The organism is Tenacibaculum sp. HL-MS23, from assembly GCF_032463465.1.
In the GTDB taxonomy this organism is placed as follows: Bacteria; Bacteroidota; Bacteroidia; order Flavobacteriales; family Flavobacteriaceae; genus Polaribacter; species Polaribacter bernardetii.
This window is the reverse complement of record NZ_CP135989.1, coordinates 386,189-402,315: the sequence shown is the minus strand read 5'-3', so window position 1 is coordinate 402,315 and position 16,127 is coordinate 386,189. Positions and strand designations below refer to the sequence as shown.

At 30.3% G+C, this 16,127-nt stretch carries 19 protein-coding genes; 8 read left to right on the top strand and 11 right to left on the bottom strand.

Annotated features, from left to right (window positions below):
* Positions 1 to 148 precede the first annotated feature (148 nt).
* The 5 genes from RRF68_RS01790 to RRF68_RS01770 all read left to right on the top strand — a co-directional run bounded on the left by RRF68_RS01790 (position 149) and on the right by RRF68_RS01770 (position 3,248).
* Positions 149 to 424 (top strand): HU family DNA-binding protein, encoded by a 276-nt coding sequence (locus RRF68_RS01790; RefSeq protein WP_218772720.1) that lies wholly within the window; start codon positions 149 to 151, stop codon positions 422 to 424.
* A 119-nt stretch (positions 425 to 543) separates the two neighbouring features.
* Positions 544 to 1,314 (top strand): pentapeptide repeat-containing protein, encoded by a 771-nt coding sequence (locus RRF68_RS01785; RefSeq protein WP_315944791.1) that lies wholly within the window; start codon positions 544 to 546, stop codon positions 1,312 to 1,314.
* A 177-nt stretch (positions 1,315 to 1,491) separates the two neighbouring features.
* The gene (locus RRF68_RS01780; protein WP_218772722.1) at positions 1,492 to 2,067 is read left to right on the top strand and encodes a Crp/Fnr family transcriptional regulator; all 576 of its coding nucleotides are present in this window, start codon (positions 1,492 to 1,494) and stop codon (positions 2,065 to 2,067) included.
* Positions 2,068 to 2,136: 69 nt separating this feature from the next.
* Entirely contained in the window at positions 2,137 to 2,913 is a 777-nt protein-coding gene (locus RRF68_RS01775) for an SMP-30/gluconolactonase/LRE family protein (protein WP_315944790.1), read from the top strand.
* A gap of 146 nt (positions 2,914 to 3,059) precedes the next feature.
* Positions 3,060 to 3,248, top strand: a complete 189-nt coding sequence (locus RRF68_RS01770) for a hypothetical protein (protein ID WP_315944789.1) — start codon at positions 3,060 to 3,062, stop codon at positions 3,246 to 3,248.
* A gap of 173 nt (positions 3,249 to 3,421) precedes the next feature.
* Here the strand turns inward: RRF68_RS01770 and RRF68_RS01765 are convergent, their stop codons facing one another.
* Positions 3,422 to 4,600, bottom strand: coding sequence for a class I SAM-dependent RNA methyltransferase (locus tag RRF68_RS01765; protein ID WP_218772724.1), 1,179 nt, complete (start codon positions 4,598 to 4,600; stop codon positions 3,422 to 3,424).
* Positions 4,601 to 4,712: 112 nt separating this feature from the next.
* On the opposite strand from RRF68_RS01765, the gene RRF68_RS01760 reads away from it, so the two are divergent.
* A complete protein-coding gene (locus RRF68_RS01760) occupies positions 4,713 to 5,438 on the top strand; it encodes a class I SAM-dependent methyltransferase (protein WP_315944788.1) in 726 nt (241 codons plus the stop codon).
* Positions 5,435 to 6,112, top strand: a complete 678-nt coding sequence (locus RRF68_RS01755) for a ZIP family metal transporter (protein ID WP_218772726.1) — start codon at positions 5,435 to 5,437, stop codon at positions 6,110 to 6,112. The genes RRF68_RS01760 and RRF68_RS01755 overlap by 4 nt, the downstream gene beginning before the upstream one ends.
* A gap of 125 nt (positions 6,113 to 6,237) precedes the next feature.
* Here RRF68_RS01755 and RRF68_RS01750 read toward each other — a convergent pair whose 3' ends face one another.
* From RRF68_RS01750 to RRF68_RS01740, 3 genes are read right to left on the bottom strand one after another with little or no spacing between them, the layout of a single operon-like run.
* Positions 6,238 to 6,609 (bottom strand): cupin domain-containing protein, encoded by a 372-nt coding sequence (locus RRF68_RS01750; protein ID WP_218772727.1) that lies wholly within the window; start codon positions 6,607 to 6,609, stop codon positions 6,238 to 6,240.
* A 46-nt stretch (positions 6,610 to 6,655) separates the two neighbouring features.
* Positions 6,656 to 7,216 (bottom strand): hypothetical protein, encoded by a 561-nt coding sequence (locus tag RRF68_RS01745; RefSeq protein WP_315944787.1) that lies wholly within the window; start codon positions 7,214 to 7,216, stop codon positions 6,656 to 6,658.
* A 50-nt stretch (positions 7,217 to 7,266) separates the two neighbouring features.
* Entirely contained in the window at positions 7,267 to 8,790 is a 1,524-nt protein-coding gene (locus RRF68_RS01740; protein ID WP_315944786.1) for a helicase HerA-like domain-containing protein, read from the bottom strand.
* Positions 8,791 to 8,877: 87 nt separating this feature from the next.
* Here RRF68_RS01740 and RRF68_RS01735 point away from each other — a divergent pair, with 87 nt between their 5' ends.
* The gene (locus RRF68_RS01735; protein WP_218772730.1) at positions 8,878 to 9,510 is read left to right on the top strand and encodes a 7-carboxy-7-deazaguanine synthase QueE; all 633 of its coding nucleotides are present in this window, start codon (positions 8,878 to 8,880) and stop codon (positions 9,508 to 9,510) included.
* Positions 9,511 to 9,563: 53 nt separating this feature from the next.
* Here RRF68_RS01735 and RRF68_RS01730 read toward each other — a convergent pair whose 3' ends face one another.
* From RRF68_RS01730 to RRF68_RS01700, 7 genes are all read right to left on the bottom strand, one after another.
* Positions 9,564 to 9,851 carry a hypothetical protein gene (locus RRF68_RS01730; RefSeq protein ID WP_218772731.1) on the bottom strand — a complete coding sequence of 96 codons (288 nt, stop codon included), beginning with the start codon at positions 9,849 to 9,851 and terminating at the stop codon, positions 9,564 to 9,566.
* 92 nt (positions 9,852 to 9,943) lie between these two features.
* The gene (locus tag RRF68_RS01725) at positions 9,944 to 10,897 is read right to left on the bottom strand and encodes an acetyl-CoA carboxylase carboxyltransferase subunit alpha (RefSeq protein ID WP_218772732.1); all 954 of its coding nucleotides are present in this window, start codon (positions 10,895 to 10,897) and stop codon (positions 9,944 to 9,946) included.
* An 89-nt stretch (positions 10,898 to 10,986) separates the two neighbouring features.
* Positions 10,987 to 11,886: a DMT family transporter gene (locus tag RRF68_RS01720; RefSeq protein WP_315944785.1), complete on the bottom strand. Its 900-nt coding sequence runs from the start codon at positions 11,884 to 11,886 to the stop codon at positions 10,987 to 10,989.
* Positions 11,873 to 12,958, bottom strand: coding sequence for an LptF/LptG family permease (locus RRF68_RS01715; RefSeq protein ID WP_315944784.1), 1,086 nt, complete (start codon positions 12,956 to 12,958; stop codon positions 11,873 to 11,875). The genes RRF68_RS01720 and RRF68_RS01715 overlap by 14 nt, the downstream gene beginning before the upstream one ends.
* A gap of 12 nt (positions 12,959 to 12,970) precedes the next feature.
* A complete protein-coding gene (gene tgt, locus RRF68_RS01710) occupies positions 12,971 to 14,101 on the bottom strand; it encodes a tRNA guanosine(34) transglycosylase Tgt (RefSeq protein ID WP_218772735.1) in 1,131 nt (376 codons plus the stop codon).
* Between the two features lie 112 nt (positions 14,102 to 14,213).
* Positions 14,214 to 15,113, bottom strand: a complete 900-nt coding sequence (gene rluF, locus RRF68_RS01705) for a 23S rRNA pseudouridine(2604) synthase RluF (protein ID WP_315944783.1) — start codon at positions 15,111 to 15,113, stop codon at positions 14,214 to 14,216.
* 65 nt (positions 15,114 to 15,178) lie between these two features.
* Positions 15,179 to 16,126, bottom strand: a complete 948-nt coding sequence (locus RRF68_RS01700) for a type IX secretion system membrane protein PorP/SprF (RefSeq protein WP_315944782.1) — start codon at positions 16,124 to 16,126, stop codon at positions 15,179 to 15,181.
* Position 16,127: the final 1 nt, after the last annotated feature.

Here is a 16,127-nt window from a genome sequence, read left to right as displayed (position 1 = left end):
AGTAATCATGGTTATTAACAATTTCACTCTACTTATTAACAAATAAGCCTTTTTTCAGGGTCAAAACTTGCACGGTACCGCATTCCTACTATATTTGTTGAGCTATTTAGCGAAAAACAAAAATTAATTTTTAAAACTTATTAAGATTATGAACAAATCAGATTTAATCGATGCAATGGCTGCTGACGCAGGAATTTCTAAAGCTAATGCTAAAGCTGCATTAGACTCTTTAACTTCTAACGTTACTAAGTCTTTAAAGTCAGGTAACAAAGTTGCATTAGTTGGATGGGGAACTTGGTCTGTTTCTGAAAGAGCTGCTAGAACTGGTAGAAACCCTCAGACAGGAAAAGAAATTCAAATTGCTGCTAAAAATGTAGTAAAGTTTAAAGCGGGTGCTGGTTTAAGTGATTCAGTAAACAACTAAGACTTTTCTCAAAAACATATTTAAAACAGCATTTAGGCAACTAAATGCTGTTTTTCTTTGCAATAGTGTCACAAACAAAAAAAAGCTTTGTCTATTAAGTATAACACAAAAACAAAAAAATGAAAAATACAATTACATTCATTGCCGTTTTATTATGCTTAACTACTTATGCCCAAAAAACAGTAAATGCTTCGGATATTATTAGAGATGTTAAAAATGGTAAATCAGTAACTATTTCTAACGCGACTATAAAAGGAGTGTTAGACTTTACTTTTATGGATGAGGCTTTGCCTAAATTACCAAAAAGAAAAAGCTGGTGGAATAACGGAGGTTCTAATACCATAGAAAAACAAATTACTAATAAGGTATCTTTTGTTAACTGTACTTTTAATGATGATGTATTAGCATACATTCCTGATGAAAAAAGTGGTTATACTTTTATCGCTAATTTTGAAGATGAAGTAATATTTAAAGACTGTACTTTTAAACAAAAAGCCATGTTTAAATATTCTGATTTTGAAAGAAATACAGATTTTTCAAACACAAAATTTAATAATGACTCTACTTTTAAATATGCAAAATTCGAGAGAGAAATTTCCTTTGAAAACATTTTCTTTGATGAACCTGCAACCTTTAAATATGCCGATTTTAAAAAACATGTAAGTTTTGCGAATGCTGTTTTTAATGAAAGTGCTATTTTTAAATATACCGAATTTAATAACGGTGTTTCTTTTAAAAATGTAAAATTCGAAGAAGATCTAAACATAAAATATGCTAAAGTATCTGGTGATTTTAATATTACGAATATGAATGTAGCCTATGATATCGATTCTAAATACACTAAAATAAACGGACTAAGCTTTAGTAAATACTTATTAAAAAATAAATAATCTTTTTTCTTCACCTTATTTAACAAATCAGTAAAAACTCACAATGTATATTGTGAGTTTTTACTGATTTGTTTTTAAACTTAGTTTGATTCGTATCTCTATTTCTAATAAATTTGTTTATAATTGATTTAATTTATAAAAAAGAACTCTTATAATTAAAGTTATTTTCCATTAAAAATGAACGAACTGAGTATAATATTAAAAGAATTAATTGAATTAACAGAAAGTGAATGGCGTGAATTTTCTAAACAATTAAAAAGGAAAGAATATAAAGCGAAAGCCATATTAATTGAAGAAGGAAATACGGCAGAGTCTTTATACTTTATTCAATCGGGATTATTTAGAACATATAAAAATTTAGATATAAAAGATATTACTACTTATTTCGCTTGTGACAATCAATTTATAACGGTTTTTAATAGTTTTATAAATCAAACAACTTCATCAGAAATTTTAGAAGTTCTTGAAGATAGCATAATTTATGAAATATCATTTGATAGCTTGACTCAGTTATATAAAAAATCTTCAAAATTTGAAAAATTCGGTAGGATTTTAGCGGAAAAAAATCATCTTTGTGCCTTAGAAAGAACTTTAACAATGCAGACTAAATCTGCAAAAAAAAGATATTTAGATTTTTTAAAAAATTACAACAAAAAAATTACAAGTAGAGTTCCTCAATACCAAATTGCGAGTTTCCTTGGTATAGCACCTGAGTCTTTAAGTAGGATTAGAAAAGAAATTTTCATTTCATAACAAATGTCAATATATAAATATTAAAACCTGTTGTTACTTTGTTTTTTATAAATTAAAAAAACAAACACAATGAAATTATCAAAAAAAGTAAAAATATCAATCATTACAATATTTATCTTCTTCTCTATATTTATTACTAATGTATTATACAATTCCTGGTCACTTAATCCTTTAGCATGGTCACCACCAACAATCTCAAAACTAGATGGATTACTGGCAGAAAATGAATTATTAAGTACAACAAAACGGATTGAATTAAATGGCTGGTTTGGACCAGAAGACATTGCAATAGATAATCAAGGAAATTTGTATTGCGGAGTACATATTTCTAAAACAGATTTCACAGATGGCCGCATTTTAAAAATCGATACGTCTGGAAAAGTTACCGTATTTGCGAATTCAGAATCTTGGGTTACAGGTATGCATTTTGATAGTAATCAAAATCTAATCGCTGGCGACTTAGAAAGAGGTTTAATAAGTATAGACCAAAATGGCAATATTAAAACTTTGGCAAGTGAAGATGAAAACGGCAACAAATTCTTAATACCAAATGACGTTGATATTGCTAGTGATGGAGTTATTTATTTTACAAATACATCCTCAAAATTAAACTTTAGTAACAAACATATTTGGAAATTATTAATGGAGGTTAGACCAGACGGAGGCCTTTATAGTTACGACCCAAAAACAAAACGTGTAAAGACGTTAATTGATGGGACATATTTTGGAAACGGAGTTGCTGTTTCTCAAAATGATGAGTTTGTATTAATGGTTGATTTAGCAAAATATAGAGTACGTAGATACTGGCTTAAAGGAGAAAAAAAGGAACTACTGATATATTTATAGATAATTTAAACGGCTTTCCTAATGGAATTTCTAGAAGTAAAGATGGTAGTTTTTGGCTTGGTTTTTCAACTAAAAGAGATGAATCACTAGATAAAATACATCCGAAACCATTAATTAAAAAAATCGTTTATGGACTTCCATCTTTTATGCAGCCTAAAACAATACCTTATGGAATGTTAATGCACTTAAATAGTAATGGTGAAATAATAAAAACATATTACGATACAACTGGAAAATTTGTAGCGGAAGCAACTTCTGTCGAAGAACACAATGGTTATCTTTACCTTGGTGGAGATGTATCTGGTCATATTGGAAAATATAAACTAGAAAAATAACTTTAGACTAAGAAGATATAAAACTAGATACTTTAGCATATTTCTATAAATTACTATGGATTCTTTGTTCTATTAAACAAAAAACCAAGTTAATAATTGTCATGGATGATCTTGACGATTATTAATTTTTAAACAACAAAAAATCCGCTGAAATTTTTCAGCGGATTTTTTTATTATGCCTCGATATCAGATTCGAAATCATTCTTAATTCTTTTACTTCCTTCATAAAGTTCATACTTTACAAAACGACAATCTAAATCGGCATTTTTAAGCGGTATTCTCTTTGATGTTCTTAACCCTACATGTTTTAAAGCAAGCATATCCGAAGTAATTAACCAAGCTGTAGAATCGTGGTAATTATGCTTTAAGGTATCTCCTATCTTTCTATAAAACTCTTCTACATCAATATTTAAACGTTCACCATAAGGTGGATTAAATAAAATAGTTGTTTTACCAAATACTTCTTTCTTAGAGTTAAAAAAGTTTACGTGGTGTATACCTATAAACTCGTCTAAATTTGCATTTATTATATTTTGCTTCGCCTTGCTAACTGCAGACGGAGCTTTATCAAATCCCATTATTTTAAAATGAGAACTTGTAATTTTCTTTAACAAAGCATCTTGAATTACAAAAAATAAATCTTCATCGTAATCTTTCCAGTTTTCAAAAGCAAAATGCTTACGATTAATGTTTGCTGGTATATTATTAGCAACCATAGCTGCTTCAATTAAAATCGTACCTGAACCACACATTGGGTCGATAAAATTCTCTTCTCCTTTATAACCAGATAACAATACCAAACCAGCCGCTAACACTTCGTTAATTGGTGCAATGTTGGTAGCACTTCTGTACCCTCTTTTGTGTAGTGAATCTCCTGATGAATCTAAAGAAATTGTTAACCATTCATTATGAATATGAATGTGAATTTTAACATCCGGGTGCTTTAAATCTACATTCGGACGCTTTTTGTACTTGCTCATAAAATAATCAGCAATTGCATCCTTCGATTTTAAACTAATATAATGTGAGTTTGTTGTAAAATTCTTCGAATTTACTACTGCTCCAATAGCAAAAGTTCCGTCAACATCAATATATTTATCCCATTTTACACGCTGAATTGCCTCGTATAAATCTTCTTCATCAAAAATTTTACTCTTTTTAATCGGTTTTAAAATACGAATAGCCGTACGCAAAGCTATATTTGCTTTGTACATAAAACCTGTATCGCCTTTAAAAGTAACATTACGTATTCCTTCCTTAACATCCTGACCACCAAGCTTTCTTAGTTCATCTGCTAAAACTCCTTCTAAACCTGCCATTGTAACAGCAGTCATTTTAAAATCTTTTTCCATGTAATTGTAAAATTTCACTGCAAAAGTACAGCTTATTTTGGGTTGATGTGAATCTTTTCTTGTTTCAATCTAAAAAACGTAAGATTTGTGTACTTTTGCAGACCTTATAATTATGAAAACAACAGACTGGTTTACTTCTTGGTTCGATACTTCTTACTATCACACATTATATAAACATAGAAATGATGCCGATGCGCAGTTTTTTATGCGAAACATTACATCTTTTTTAAAATTACCTAAAACGAGTCATATTGCTGATTTACCTTGCGGTAAAGGACGACACTCAGTATACTTAAATTCTTTAGGCTATAAAGTAACTGGTGGTGATTTAAGTGGTAATAGTATTGCCTATGCTAAAAAATTTGAAAACGAGTCGCTTAATTTTGAAGTTTGGGACATGCGTGATCCTATAGAACACAAATACGATGCTATTTTTAACTTATTTACAAGTTTTGGTTATTTTGAGGATGACAATGAAGATATTGCTATTTTAAAAAGCATCAAAAACGGCTTAAAAGAAAATGGTGTATTTGTTTTAGATTTTTTAAACGTCGAAAAAGTTAAAGATTCTTTAGTTGCTAAAGAAGTTAAAACAATTGATGGTATTGAATTTCATATTAAAAGAGAAATTAAAGATGGTTTTATCTTAAAACACATTTCTTTTATTGCCGATGACCAACAACATTCATATACAGAGCAGGTAAAGTTTTTAACCTTAGATAAGATGGAAACCTATTTTAAAAAAGCAGGTTTAAACATAAAACATGTTTTTGGTGATTATAGCTTAAATGAATTTGATAAAAATACTTCTGATAGATTAATATTAATTGGAGAATGAGTTACATATTATTAATAATTGCTGTTTTATTAGGATCTTTACTTGTTTTATTTTTAAAACCAAACAATCAATTAGTTAGACTTTTGTTAGCCTTTAGTGGTGCTTATTTACTGTCGGTTACTATATTACACCTACTTCCTGAAGTTTATACACATACAAGCAATGCTAAGAAAATCGGAATCTTAATTTTAATCGGAATTATTATACAATCGGTTTTAGAATCGTTTTCTAAAGGTGCCGAACATGGTCATATTCATGTACATTCTGATTCATCTAAGTTTCCTTGGTTACTTTTTGTGAGTTTATGTATTCATGCTTTTTCTGAAGGATTGCCAATACATCATGCTGGCGACAATTTGCTTTGGGCAATTATTGTACATAAAATTCCTATTGCCATTGTTTTAACAACTTTCTTTTTACAGACAAACTATAGCAAAAAAACAATTGTTTTATTTTTAAGTCTTTTCGCTTTAATGAGTCCTTTAGGCGTATTAGTTTCAGATAAAGTGCCTTTTTTCATTGAATATCACACAGAAATAACGGCTTTAATTATTGGTGTTTTTCTTCATATTTCAACAATTATACTTTTTGAAAGTTCAGAAAATCACAAATTCAATTTTAAAAAATTTACTGCAATTCTTTTAGGAATTGTATTAACAATACTTACGCTTTAATATTTTTAAATAGTGCATATAAAAAAACATCAAATTGAAACAAATTCAATTTGATGTTTTTTTTGATTTAAGAAGTACTTTTATTATCAAATAAATTGAACGTAAAAAATCTCCTTTAAATTATACTATTCCTCTTCTCTATTCACCAAATCGATAGAAAAAGCAGGCATACAAACGGCTAAATACTCACATGATTCGTTAAATGGGTTTGAATATTGAACTCGTACTCCTTTTTCTATTTTAATCGACTCTCCTGCTTCTAAAACAATTATTTCATCGTTAATGATAAATTGTTTTTTACCTTTTATAATATAAGTATATTCCTCAAATTCTGGTGTTTGAAAAGGCTCACTCCAACCTACTGGTGCAACCATATGAGCTATACTTACTTTTTTATTTTTATCTGTCGCATTTCCAAAATGCTCTTCTATTAACTTTCCATCTGTAGTAGGTACTACAAACGGTTTTCTTTGAATTGTATATTTTTTATTCATCATATAAAAATTAAAAAGCCGAAACAATTGTTTCGACTTTTTTTATGTTTTAGTTAAACCAAATGGTTAATGATTTTATTTTAGCTAAATCAGGAATTTGCTCTATACTTACTTTTTGCGTGCTAAAGTCTTTTAAGCCTAAGTCTTCTTTATCTAATGCTATTGTTGCATTTAAATCGTCTATAAATAAGGTAGCTGACAAAAATGATGATTCAACTTTACTTATCGTATTATTAGCGTTAATTTCTTGAAATGAAGAGCCAATATTTAAACCCGTTTTGGTTTTAAAACGATTATCATAAATTTCGATACTTTTTATAGTTGATAAAGAATCTAATTGTTCATTTGGTATAATCGTTAACAAATGCTTACCTCCTTTTTCGAAGATTTCATATTTATCATCTTCTTGATAAAAATTATTTCCCTTAGCTCCTTCGCTTAATATTTTTACTACAGAATCGTTTTTAAAAATCCCTTCTATTTCCTGCATTGTTGTTTTTGTGGTTAATTCACCTACTTTCCCTTTAGAAACATCGTATTTATTGTTTCCACATTGTATAAATACAACTGAAATTAATGCGATTACTAGGGGTTTAATTAAGTTTTTCATTTATTTATTTGGTTTGTTATTATTAAAAACGGTTTTATATGCTATTTGTTTTATTTTAATACTTTTTTTAATATTCCGAAAACACTGCGAATAAATGTAGCACTGGTTAGTACTTTTACAATCGGGTTTTGTCGTGTGCTCCTACTTCTTGTCGCTGAAGATCTTCTGCTTGTTTTTGCTCTTTCTTCTTTAAGCACTTCTGCTGTTTTCTCCTTATTTATTTTTTCAATCTTCTCATTTAACAACTCGTAAGCACTTTCTCTATCAACAGTATCATTATACTTAGGTATCAATCTCGAATTGTCTAATACCTGCTTAATTTCTTTATCTGTAAGCACATCCATTCTGCTCATAGGAGCACGCAGCATAGTTCGTGCTAACGGAGTCGGAATTCCTTTTTCATTTAAAACAGATACTAACGCCTCTCCTATTCCTAATTGTGTTAATACTTTTTTGGTGTCATAATAATCAGAATCTGGATAGTTTTCTGCTGCTAACTTAATAGCCTTTCTGTCTTTTGCCGTAAAAGCTCGTAAAGCATGCTGAATTTTCATTCCCAATTGCGCCAAAACATCTTCTGGCACATCTTTAGGATTTTGCGTTACAAAGTACAAACCTATTCCTTTCGATCTAATTAATTTTACAATACTTTCTATTTGATTTAACAATGCTTTTGATGCTTCTTCAAAAACCAAATGCGCTTCATCAATAAATATAATTAATTCAGGTCTGTCACTATCTCCTTGTTCAGGAAACGATTCATATACTTCTGCTAATAACTGCATCATAAACGTTGAAAACAATTTAGGTTTATCTTGAATATCTGTTAATCTTAAAACTGATATTAACCCACGACCATTTTCATCAATGCGTGTTAGATCATCTACTTCAAATGATTTTTCTCCAAAAAACAAATCACCACCTTGTTGCTCAATTTCTATAATCTTTCTAAGAATAGCACCGGTACTTGCGGTAGAAATTCGGCCATATTCAGCCTGAATTTCTTCTTTTCCTTCATTCGTTACAAATTGAAGAATTTTCTTAAAATCTTTTAAATCTAATAATGGTAATTTATTATCATCACAATATTTAAATATAATTGCTACAATTCCCGATTGCGTATCTGTTAAATCTAAAATACGCGATAATAAAACCGGGCCAAATTCAGATACCGTTGCTCGTAAACGCACTCCGTTTTGTTCTGATATTGATAAAATTTCTATCGGGAACTTCGTAGCGTTAAAAGGAATACCAATTTTCTCATGACGCTCGTCTATTTTCGCATGACCAGGACTCGGTTGAGCCAATCCACTTAAATCACCTTTTACATCCATTAACAATACCGGAATTCCTTTGTCAGACATGTTTTCTGCTAACACTTGTAATGTTTTTGTTTTACCTGTACCTGTGGCTCCTGCAATTAAACCATGGCGATTTAAGGTTTTTAACGGAATATTTACCAATGCATTCGTTATGGTTTCTTCACCCAACATACCAGCGCCTAAAGTGATAAAATCTCCTTTGCTTTTATAGCCTTCAGTTATATATTTAAAAAACGCTTCGGATTTACTCATGTTGATTTGGTTCTTTTTATTGATAAAACACGTAAAAGTAACAAAAATCATCCATAAAATTTTAATGTTGACTATCTTTGCATCCTTATGTTGAAAAAAGAAGTACAAGAGTTAATAGATAAAGGTGAAATGCTTCCGTTAATGGAAGAATTTTATACAATACAAGGTGAAGGGTCTCATACAGGTACTGCTGCTTATTTTATTAGAATAGGTGGTTGTGATGTTGGTTGCCATTGGTGTGACGTGAAAGAAAGTTGGGATGCTAATTTGCACCCACCAACAAAAACAGATCTGATTGTTACCAATGCCCAAAAATGGGCTAAAACAGTAGTAATTACTGGAGGAGAGCCATTAATGTGGAGTTTAGATTATATTACCAAACAACTTCAGGACAAAGGGATGAAAACACATATTGAAACTTCTGGTGCCTATGCTTTTTCTGGAGTTTGGGACTGGTTTTGCTTATCTCCTAAAAAAACAAAATTACCCACAAAAGAGTGCTACAAAGAAGCTGATGAATTGAAAATGATCATTCACAATAAAAATGATTTTCAATTTGCTGAAGAACAAGCTGAAAAAGTTGGCAAAAAATGTCAACTCTTTTTACAACCAGAATGGAGTAAAAAAGAACAAATGACTCCTTTAATTGTAGATTATGTAATGAAAAACCCAAAATGGCGTGTTTCTTTACAAACCCATAAATATTTAAATATACCATAATAAAAAAAGCAACCAAATTTGGTTGCTTTTTTATTTATACTATCATTACAGTATTAGTCCCACCTATTATAAACTACATTAATATGATCAACCATATCTCTCATGATATAAAAAAACCCTGGTTGTTCTGTTTCTATATAGCATACTTCAGTTCTCCAATTATCTTCGTCAATAGCTCTACAAGCATATTTTGTAAAAATAACTTCTTCGTTTTCACAATTAAGTTCTTTTAAAGCTTTTCTTATAATTGTTTGTGCATAATCTTCACTCCATCCATTAAAACAGTTTGGATGACTTTCAAAAGTATCTTCTAAAAATGTTATTGTTTGTGTGTCTCTCATTATACTATATTGTTTTTATAACCGAAATTACTAAATTTCATAAAAAAACCTCATCTTAAAGACGAGGTTTTTTTATGAAATATGTAATAAGATTATTCTTTGTAAACACCCATATTAGCGTATTTATCCATACGTTGAGCTACTAAATCAGTATCATTTAAGTCTTTCAGTTCATCAAAAGCGCTTATAATTTGTTCCTGTACTGCTAAAAAAGCAGCTTCTCTATTAGAATGTGCACCACCTAAAGGCTCTTCAATAATTCCGTCAATTAATTTTAATCGCTTCATATCATCACCTGTTAATTTTAATGCTTCAGCCGCTTGCTCTTTATACTCCCAACTACGCCATAAAATAGACGAGCATGATTCTGGTGAAATTACGGTATACCATGTGTTTTCCATCATATATACTTTATCTCCTACTCCAATACCAATTGCTCCTCCAGATGCTCCTTCACCAATAACAATCGTTATAATAGGCGTTTTAAGACGAGTCATTTCAAGAATGTTACGTGCAATAGCTTCTCCTTGTCCACGTTCTTCAGCTTCTAAACCTGGGTATGCCCCTGGAGTATCTAATAAAGTAACTACAGGAATACCAAACTTTTCTGCCATTTTCATTAAACGCAAAGCTTTACGGTATCCTTCTGGATTTGCCATTCCGAAGTTACGATACTGACGTGTTTTTGTGTTGTATCCTTTTTGTTGCCCAATAAACATAAACGATTGATCGCCTATTTTACCTAAGCCACCAATCATGGCTTTATCGTCTTTTACATTACGATCACCGTGTAACTCCATAAAAGTATTACCACAAATAGCATTGATATAATCTAATGTATATGGGCGATTTGGATGACGTGATAATTGTACACGCTGCCAAGGCGATAAATTTTTGTATATATCTTTTTTTGCTTTTTCTAATTTTCTTTCTATCTTCTTACAGGTTGCTGTAACATCTACATCACTTTCTTTTCCTATATCAAAACATTTTGCCAATTGATCTTCTAACTCTTTTATTGGCAATTCAAAATCTAAATATTCCATTATATATAGTTTGATTTTATATTAGTCGTTTGTAAAGGCAAACATACTAAAAAATTGTAAATTTTAGCTTTTTCCCTTTTTTAATAATACTATTTTTTACTGAACTTGCTTTTTATGAAGTTGGTATTTTTTAAAACACCGTTTAATAAAACTACGAAAAGCACAATAAATGCTCCGTAATAAAACTCAGTACTCATTTGTTCTTTTTCTCCGAATATAATCAACGCTAAAATAATAGCATACACAGGCTCTAAGTTAATCGTTAACATTACGGTATACGGCGTTAAGTATTTCATTACTTGTACAGATGCGATAAAAGCATAGGCCGTACAAAAACTACTTAATATGATTAGATACAACCAATCATTTGTTGATATTTGAAAAAATTCAATCGAAAATTTTTGTGTAAATAATAAGTATAAAGTTATCCCTAAAGCACCAAACATTAATTGATAAAAAGAGATAATATTTGCATCGTATTTTTTGATAAACAAGCCGTTTAAAACAGCAAATAAGGCTGATAAAAAGGCTGAAATTAATGCATAAATAATTCCTAAAGTATATTGACTTTGAAAATTAAAGATAATATATAGCCCAGCAATTACCAATATGCCTAATAAAATTTCGATTGCTTTTATTTTTCTTTTAAAAAAAACAGGTTCAATTAATGACGCAAAGAAAGCTCCTGTACTCATCGTTACTAAAGCGACCGATACATTTGATACTTTTATAGCTTTAAAGAAGGTAACCCAATGCAATGCTATAATTACACCTGATATTGCAAATTTTAACAATCCTATTTTATCTACTTTAAATGATTTTCTACGGGTTATAAAATAGAGTGCTATAAACACTACTGCAAGCGACATTCTAAACCAAACTAACGGTATCGCATCTACAGATATTAATGCGCCTAGTATCGCTGTAAACCCCCAAATAAAAACAATAAAATGTAGGTGTAGGTAGTTTTTTAATTTATTTCCTTCCATTAATGTATAAGTAAATTGCATAAGCTCCAAATACCATATTTGGTACCCATACATTTAATAAAGCATTTGCGCCTGCTACTCCTCCTAAAACCTCTGCTACTTTTAAGAAAAAAACGTACACAAACATTACTGAGATTCCTAAGGCTAAGTTTAAGCCAATTCCTCCTCGTTTTTTCTTGTACGCTAAAGCAACTGCTATTAAAGTTAAAATATAACATGCCACTGGTAAACTGGTACGTTTATACAATTCTACCAAATAAACATTTAAGTTCTTAGCACCTCTACTTTTAGAAATTTCAATAAATTTAATCAATTCTGGAGATCTCATTTCTTGCGCTAAAATATTTTTATAATTAAAGTCTTTAGGTGTGAAAGCAAAAGTGGTATCTAGAGAAGTCCCTGAAAATATACTATCTCTATCTTTAAATATTTTTCTTATTTTCCAATTATAAAGTTTAAAAACACTGTCTTTTTCTTTCCAATTGATATTATCTGCTGTTAGCTGCTGTTTTAATTGAATTCCGTCATAAATCTCCGTAGAAAAATTATACCCTGAATTTCTTTTTAAATCAAAGCGCTGAAGGTATACATAAGTACTATCATTTAACTGTAAGCTAAATTCTTTAATGCTTTTATCTGCATACTTTTTTTTCTTTAAATACTTTTTTTCGAACGCTTTTCTAACCTTACTACTTGTAGGTACAAAAAAATGATTCATAGATAAAGCTACAAAACAAACTATCGTTGCTCCCATAAAATAAGGGAATAAAAAACGAGTAAATGATACTTGAGAACCATTTACAGCTACAATTTCTGTGTTATTTGCTAATCGCGATGTAAATAAAATTACGCCTATAAATAATGCCAAAGGCATAAATGTATTGGCATAATAGATAATAAAATTCACATAATAATCAACTGCTACCTCATAAAAAGTTAAGTTTTCATCACGTAAAAATTTATCTATTTTTTCTGCAATATCAATAGCTACCGCAATAGGTATTAGTATTAATAAAGTAAACAAAAATGTTACTAAGTAGCGCTTTAATATGTACCAATCAAGTATTTTCAAAAAACTAGTTTTTTATAAACGATTGTCCATTTGTTTTACCATTTTATCTTTCCACTCTGTAAAGTCTCCAGCTAAAATGTGTTTTCTTGCTTCTCTTGTTAACCATAAATAGAATCCTAAATTATGAATAGACGCTATTTGTTTACCTAACATTTCTTTTGCTGCAAAAAGGTGACGTAAGTATGCCTTCGAGTACATGGTATCTACCCAAGTAATTCCCATTTCATCAATAGGAGAAAAATCTTGTTCCCACTTTTTATTTTTAATATTTATAGAGCCGTGTGCAGTAAATAACATCCCATTACGTGCATTACGTGTTGGCATTACACAATCGAACATATCGATACCTAAGGCTATGTTTTCTAAAATATTAATAGGAGTTCCTACCCCCATTAAATAACGTGGTTTGTCTTCAGGTAAAATAGCCGTTACTATTTCTGTCATTGCGTATAATTCCTCTGCTGGTTCACCTACAGAAAGACCACCAATAGCATTTCCTTGTGCTCCTACAGACGCTATATATTCAGCAGATTGTTTTCGTAAATCTTTATAAGTACTTCCTTGTACAATAGGAAAAAACGTTTGTTCGTATCCGTACTTAAAAGGTAATTTTTCTAAATGATTTACACATCTTTTCAACCATCTATGCGTCATATGCATAGAGCGTTTTGCGTAATTATAATCACAAGGATATGGAGTACACTCATCAAATGCCATAATAATATCGGCACCAATGGTACGTTGAGTTTCCATCACATTTTCTGGAGTAAAGAAATGTGTAGATCCGTCAATATGACTTTTAAACTTAACTCCTTCTTCGTTAATTTTTCTTCTTCCAGAAAGCGAATACACTTGATATCCACCACTATCAGTTAAAATATTACGATCCCAATTCATAAACTTATGCAAACCTCCTGCGGCTTCTAAAGTTTCTAATTTAGGGCGTAAATATAAGTGATAGGTATTTCCTAAAATTATATCTGGATTGATCTCGTTTTTTAACTCTGATTGATGCACACCTTTTACAGTACCTACTGTACCTACAGGCATGAATATTGGAGTTTCTATTGTTCCGTGATCGGTTGTAATAACACCTGCTCGTGCTTTACTTTTTGGGTCGGTTGTTTTTAAGTCGAATTGCATAAGTGACAAAGATACGCTTATTTAAGAATTGGAAAAGTAAATAAAATCATAATAATTAGTAAGTAGCTGGCTGTTGCGTAAATTTTATATTTCATGCCTACAACTACCTTCTTTATAAAGGCCTTTTATTTACGTTTACGTCCAAATTTTTGGTTAGAATTTCTTTTTGATTTTGGTGAATTTTTTCTAAAAGCAGCACTTTTTTTATTAAAATCGTCTTGCTTTTGTACTTCCTTCTTTTTTGGTTGTTTTGGCTTTTTTTCTCAACAACTGTAGATGCTTCTTCTGTTTTAGAAGAACTAGCAATCATTTCGTTGATTTCTTTCATCTCATCACTTGTTAATTCTCGCCAATCACCAGGTTTTAGTTTATCTAAAGAAACATTCATAATACGTTCGCGTTTTAACTTCGTTACTTCGTATTCTAAATATTCACACATTCGTCGTATTTGACGATTTAAACCTTGGGTTAAAATAATTTGAAAGGTAAAATCATTTATTTTCTTCACCTTACATTTTTGAGTTACGGTTCCTAAAATAGGAATTCCATTACCCATTCTTGCGATAAAATCATCCGTTATCTGTTTATCAACCGTAACAATGTATTCTTTTTCGTGGTTGTTTCCTGCGCGTAAAATTTTATTAACGATATCACCATCATTGGTTAAAAATATTAACCCTTCAGAGGGTTTATCTAAACGTCCAATAGGAAATAATCTTTCTGGATGGCCTACAAATTTTACAATGTTCTTTTTTTCTTTACTATCGGTCGTACAAACAATACCTACTGGTTTGTTTAATGCGATGTAAAGTGTAGTAGGTTTTGGTTCTAATAAACGACCATCTACATGTACTTTATCTCCTTCAAAAACTCTATTACCTAATTGAGCAACATTTTTATTGATGGTTACTCTACCCGCTGCAATAAATTTTTCGGCATCCCTACGAGAACAAATCCCCGTACTGCTTATAAATTTATTAAGATTTGTTGATACTTTATTCTTGTTTTCCATTACTGCAAAGAAAAAGAAAATCCCCAAGTTTTAGCTTGAGGATCTTACTATATTATTTTGTTTTTTTAAAAAATCATCATTTTCTGCGTACAACGTGCTAAACTAGGTCTTCTATCGTAATCAAAACCAAGTGTGATCATGTGTGTACCATAATTAAAATCTTGTGTTTTATTTACATTAACACTAAAACCGTAAGACATATATAAGTTGTTCTTTTTTAAACCTATTAACGGTGCTATTGCATTAGGTTCAAAAAATTGATCATTTAAGAATGTATAACTTAAACCTGCCCAAACATACCCGTCATTAATACCTTTTCTTACTTTTACATTCATATCGGTTCTCGATCTTTTATCAGCTTCGTAGTATTCAACAAAAATAGACGGTTCTATCTCTACCATATTGCTAATTCTTGCCAATACATACGATGTATATAATGTAAATCTTCGTAAAGATTCTGGTTCGTTGGTAGCAAAGTTTTCTATTTTTTTATTTAACAGATTATTTGCGTTTACACTCACACTAAATCGTTCGTAACGGTATAACATACCTACATCAAAATTAGAGTTTGTAAGTGTTCTATTAGGCACTGTTTCTCCTGAATTATTTTCTGAAGTATCGATACCAAATTGAACAAAATTATAGCTTAAACCAAATGATAAAAAACTATCATGAAAATTACTTAATGTTAAGTGACTTGCCAATGATAACTTCACTCCTTTCTGAGAAGTAAATCCGTTTTTATCATTAAAAATAGTAATACCACCACCAAAACGATCTGCTAAACGCGCTTCAACCACTAACGATTGTGTATCTGGAGCTCCATCAACACCAACCCATTGGCTTACACCATTTAATCGTACTTGTAACCCACTTCCAATACCTGCATAACTTGGCGATATTAAAAAAGGATTATCTGCCATATGACTTATATATTGAGGTAAATTTACCTCTTGAGCTACTAATTTGACACTACAAATTAGGATACTTATTATTATTAATATCTTTCTCATT

Excerpts from the sequence above, each read along its gene's own strand:
- RRF68_RS01790 (WP_218772720.1), top strand. The coding sequence starts at position 149 with ATGAACAAATCAGATTTAATCGATGCAATGGCTGCTGACGCAGGAATT.
- RRF68_RS01785 (WP_315944791.1), top strand. The coding sequence starts at position 544 with ATGAAAAATACAATTACATTCATTGCCGTTTTATTATGCTTAACTACT.
- RRF68_RS01780 (WP_218772722.1), top strand. The coding sequence starts at position 1,492 with ATGAACGAACTGAGTATAATATTAAAAGAATTAATTGAATTAACAGAA.
- RRF68_RS01775 (WP_315944790.1), top strand. The coding sequence starts at position 2,137 with ATGAAATTATCAAAAAAAGTAAAAATATCAATCATTACAATATTTATC.
- RRF68_RS01770 (WP_315944789.1), top strand. The coding sequence starts at position 3,060 with ATGCAGCCTAAAACAATACCTTATGGAATGTTAATGCACTTAAATAGT.
- RRF68_RS01765 (WP_218772724.1), bottom strand. The coding sequence starts at position 4,600 with ATGGAAAAAGATTTTAAAATGACTGCTGTTACAATGGCAGGTTTAGAA.
- RRF68_RS01760 (WP_315944788.1), top strand. The coding sequence starts at position 4,713 with ATGAAAACAACAGACTGGTTTACTTCTTGGTTCGATACTTCTTACTAT.
- RRF68_RS01755 (WP_218772726.1), top strand. The coding sequence starts at position 5,435 with ATGAGTTACATATTATTAATAATTGCTGTTTTATTAGGATCTTTACTT.
- RRF68_RS01750 (WP_218772727.1), bottom strand. The coding sequence starts at position 6,609 with ATGATGAATAAAAAATATACAATTCAAAGAAAACCGTTTGTAGTACCT.
- RRF68_RS01745 (WP_315944787.1), bottom strand. The coding sequence starts at position 7,216 with ATGAAAAACTTAATTAAACCCCTAGTAATCGCATTAATTTCAGTTGTA.
- RRF68_RS01740 (WP_315944786.1), bottom strand. The coding sequence starts at position 8,790 with ATGAGTAAATCCGAAGCGTTTTTTAAATATATAACTGAAGGCTATAAA.
- RRF68_RS01735 (WP_218772730.1), top strand. The coding sequence starts at position 8,878 with ATGTTGAAAAAAGAAGTACAAGAGTTAATAGATAAAGGTGAAATGCTT.
- RRF68_RS01730 (WP_218772731.1), bottom strand. The coding sequence starts at position 9,851 with ATGAGAGACACACAAACAATAACATTTTTAGAAGATACTTTTGAAAGT.
- RRF68_RS01725 (WP_218772732.1), bottom strand. The coding sequence starts at position 10,897 with ATGGAATATTTAGATTTTGAATTGCCAATAAAAGAGTTAGAAGATCAA.
- RRF68_RS01720 (WP_315944785.1), bottom strand. The coding sequence starts at position 11,886 with ATGGAAGGAAATAAATTAAAAAACTACCTACACCTACATTTTATTGTT.
- tgt (WP_218772735.1), bottom strand. The coding sequence starts at position 14,101 with ATGCAATTCGACTTAAAAACAACCGACCCAAAAAGTAAAGCACGAGCA.
- rluF (WP_315944783.1), bottom strand. The coding sequence starts at position 15,113 with ATGGAAAACAAGAATAAAGTATCAACAAATCTTAATAAATTTATAAGC.
- RRF68_RS01700 (WP_315944782.1), bottom strand. The coding sequence starts at position 16,126 with ATGAGAAAGATATTAATAATAATAAGTATCCTAATTTGTAGTGTCAAA.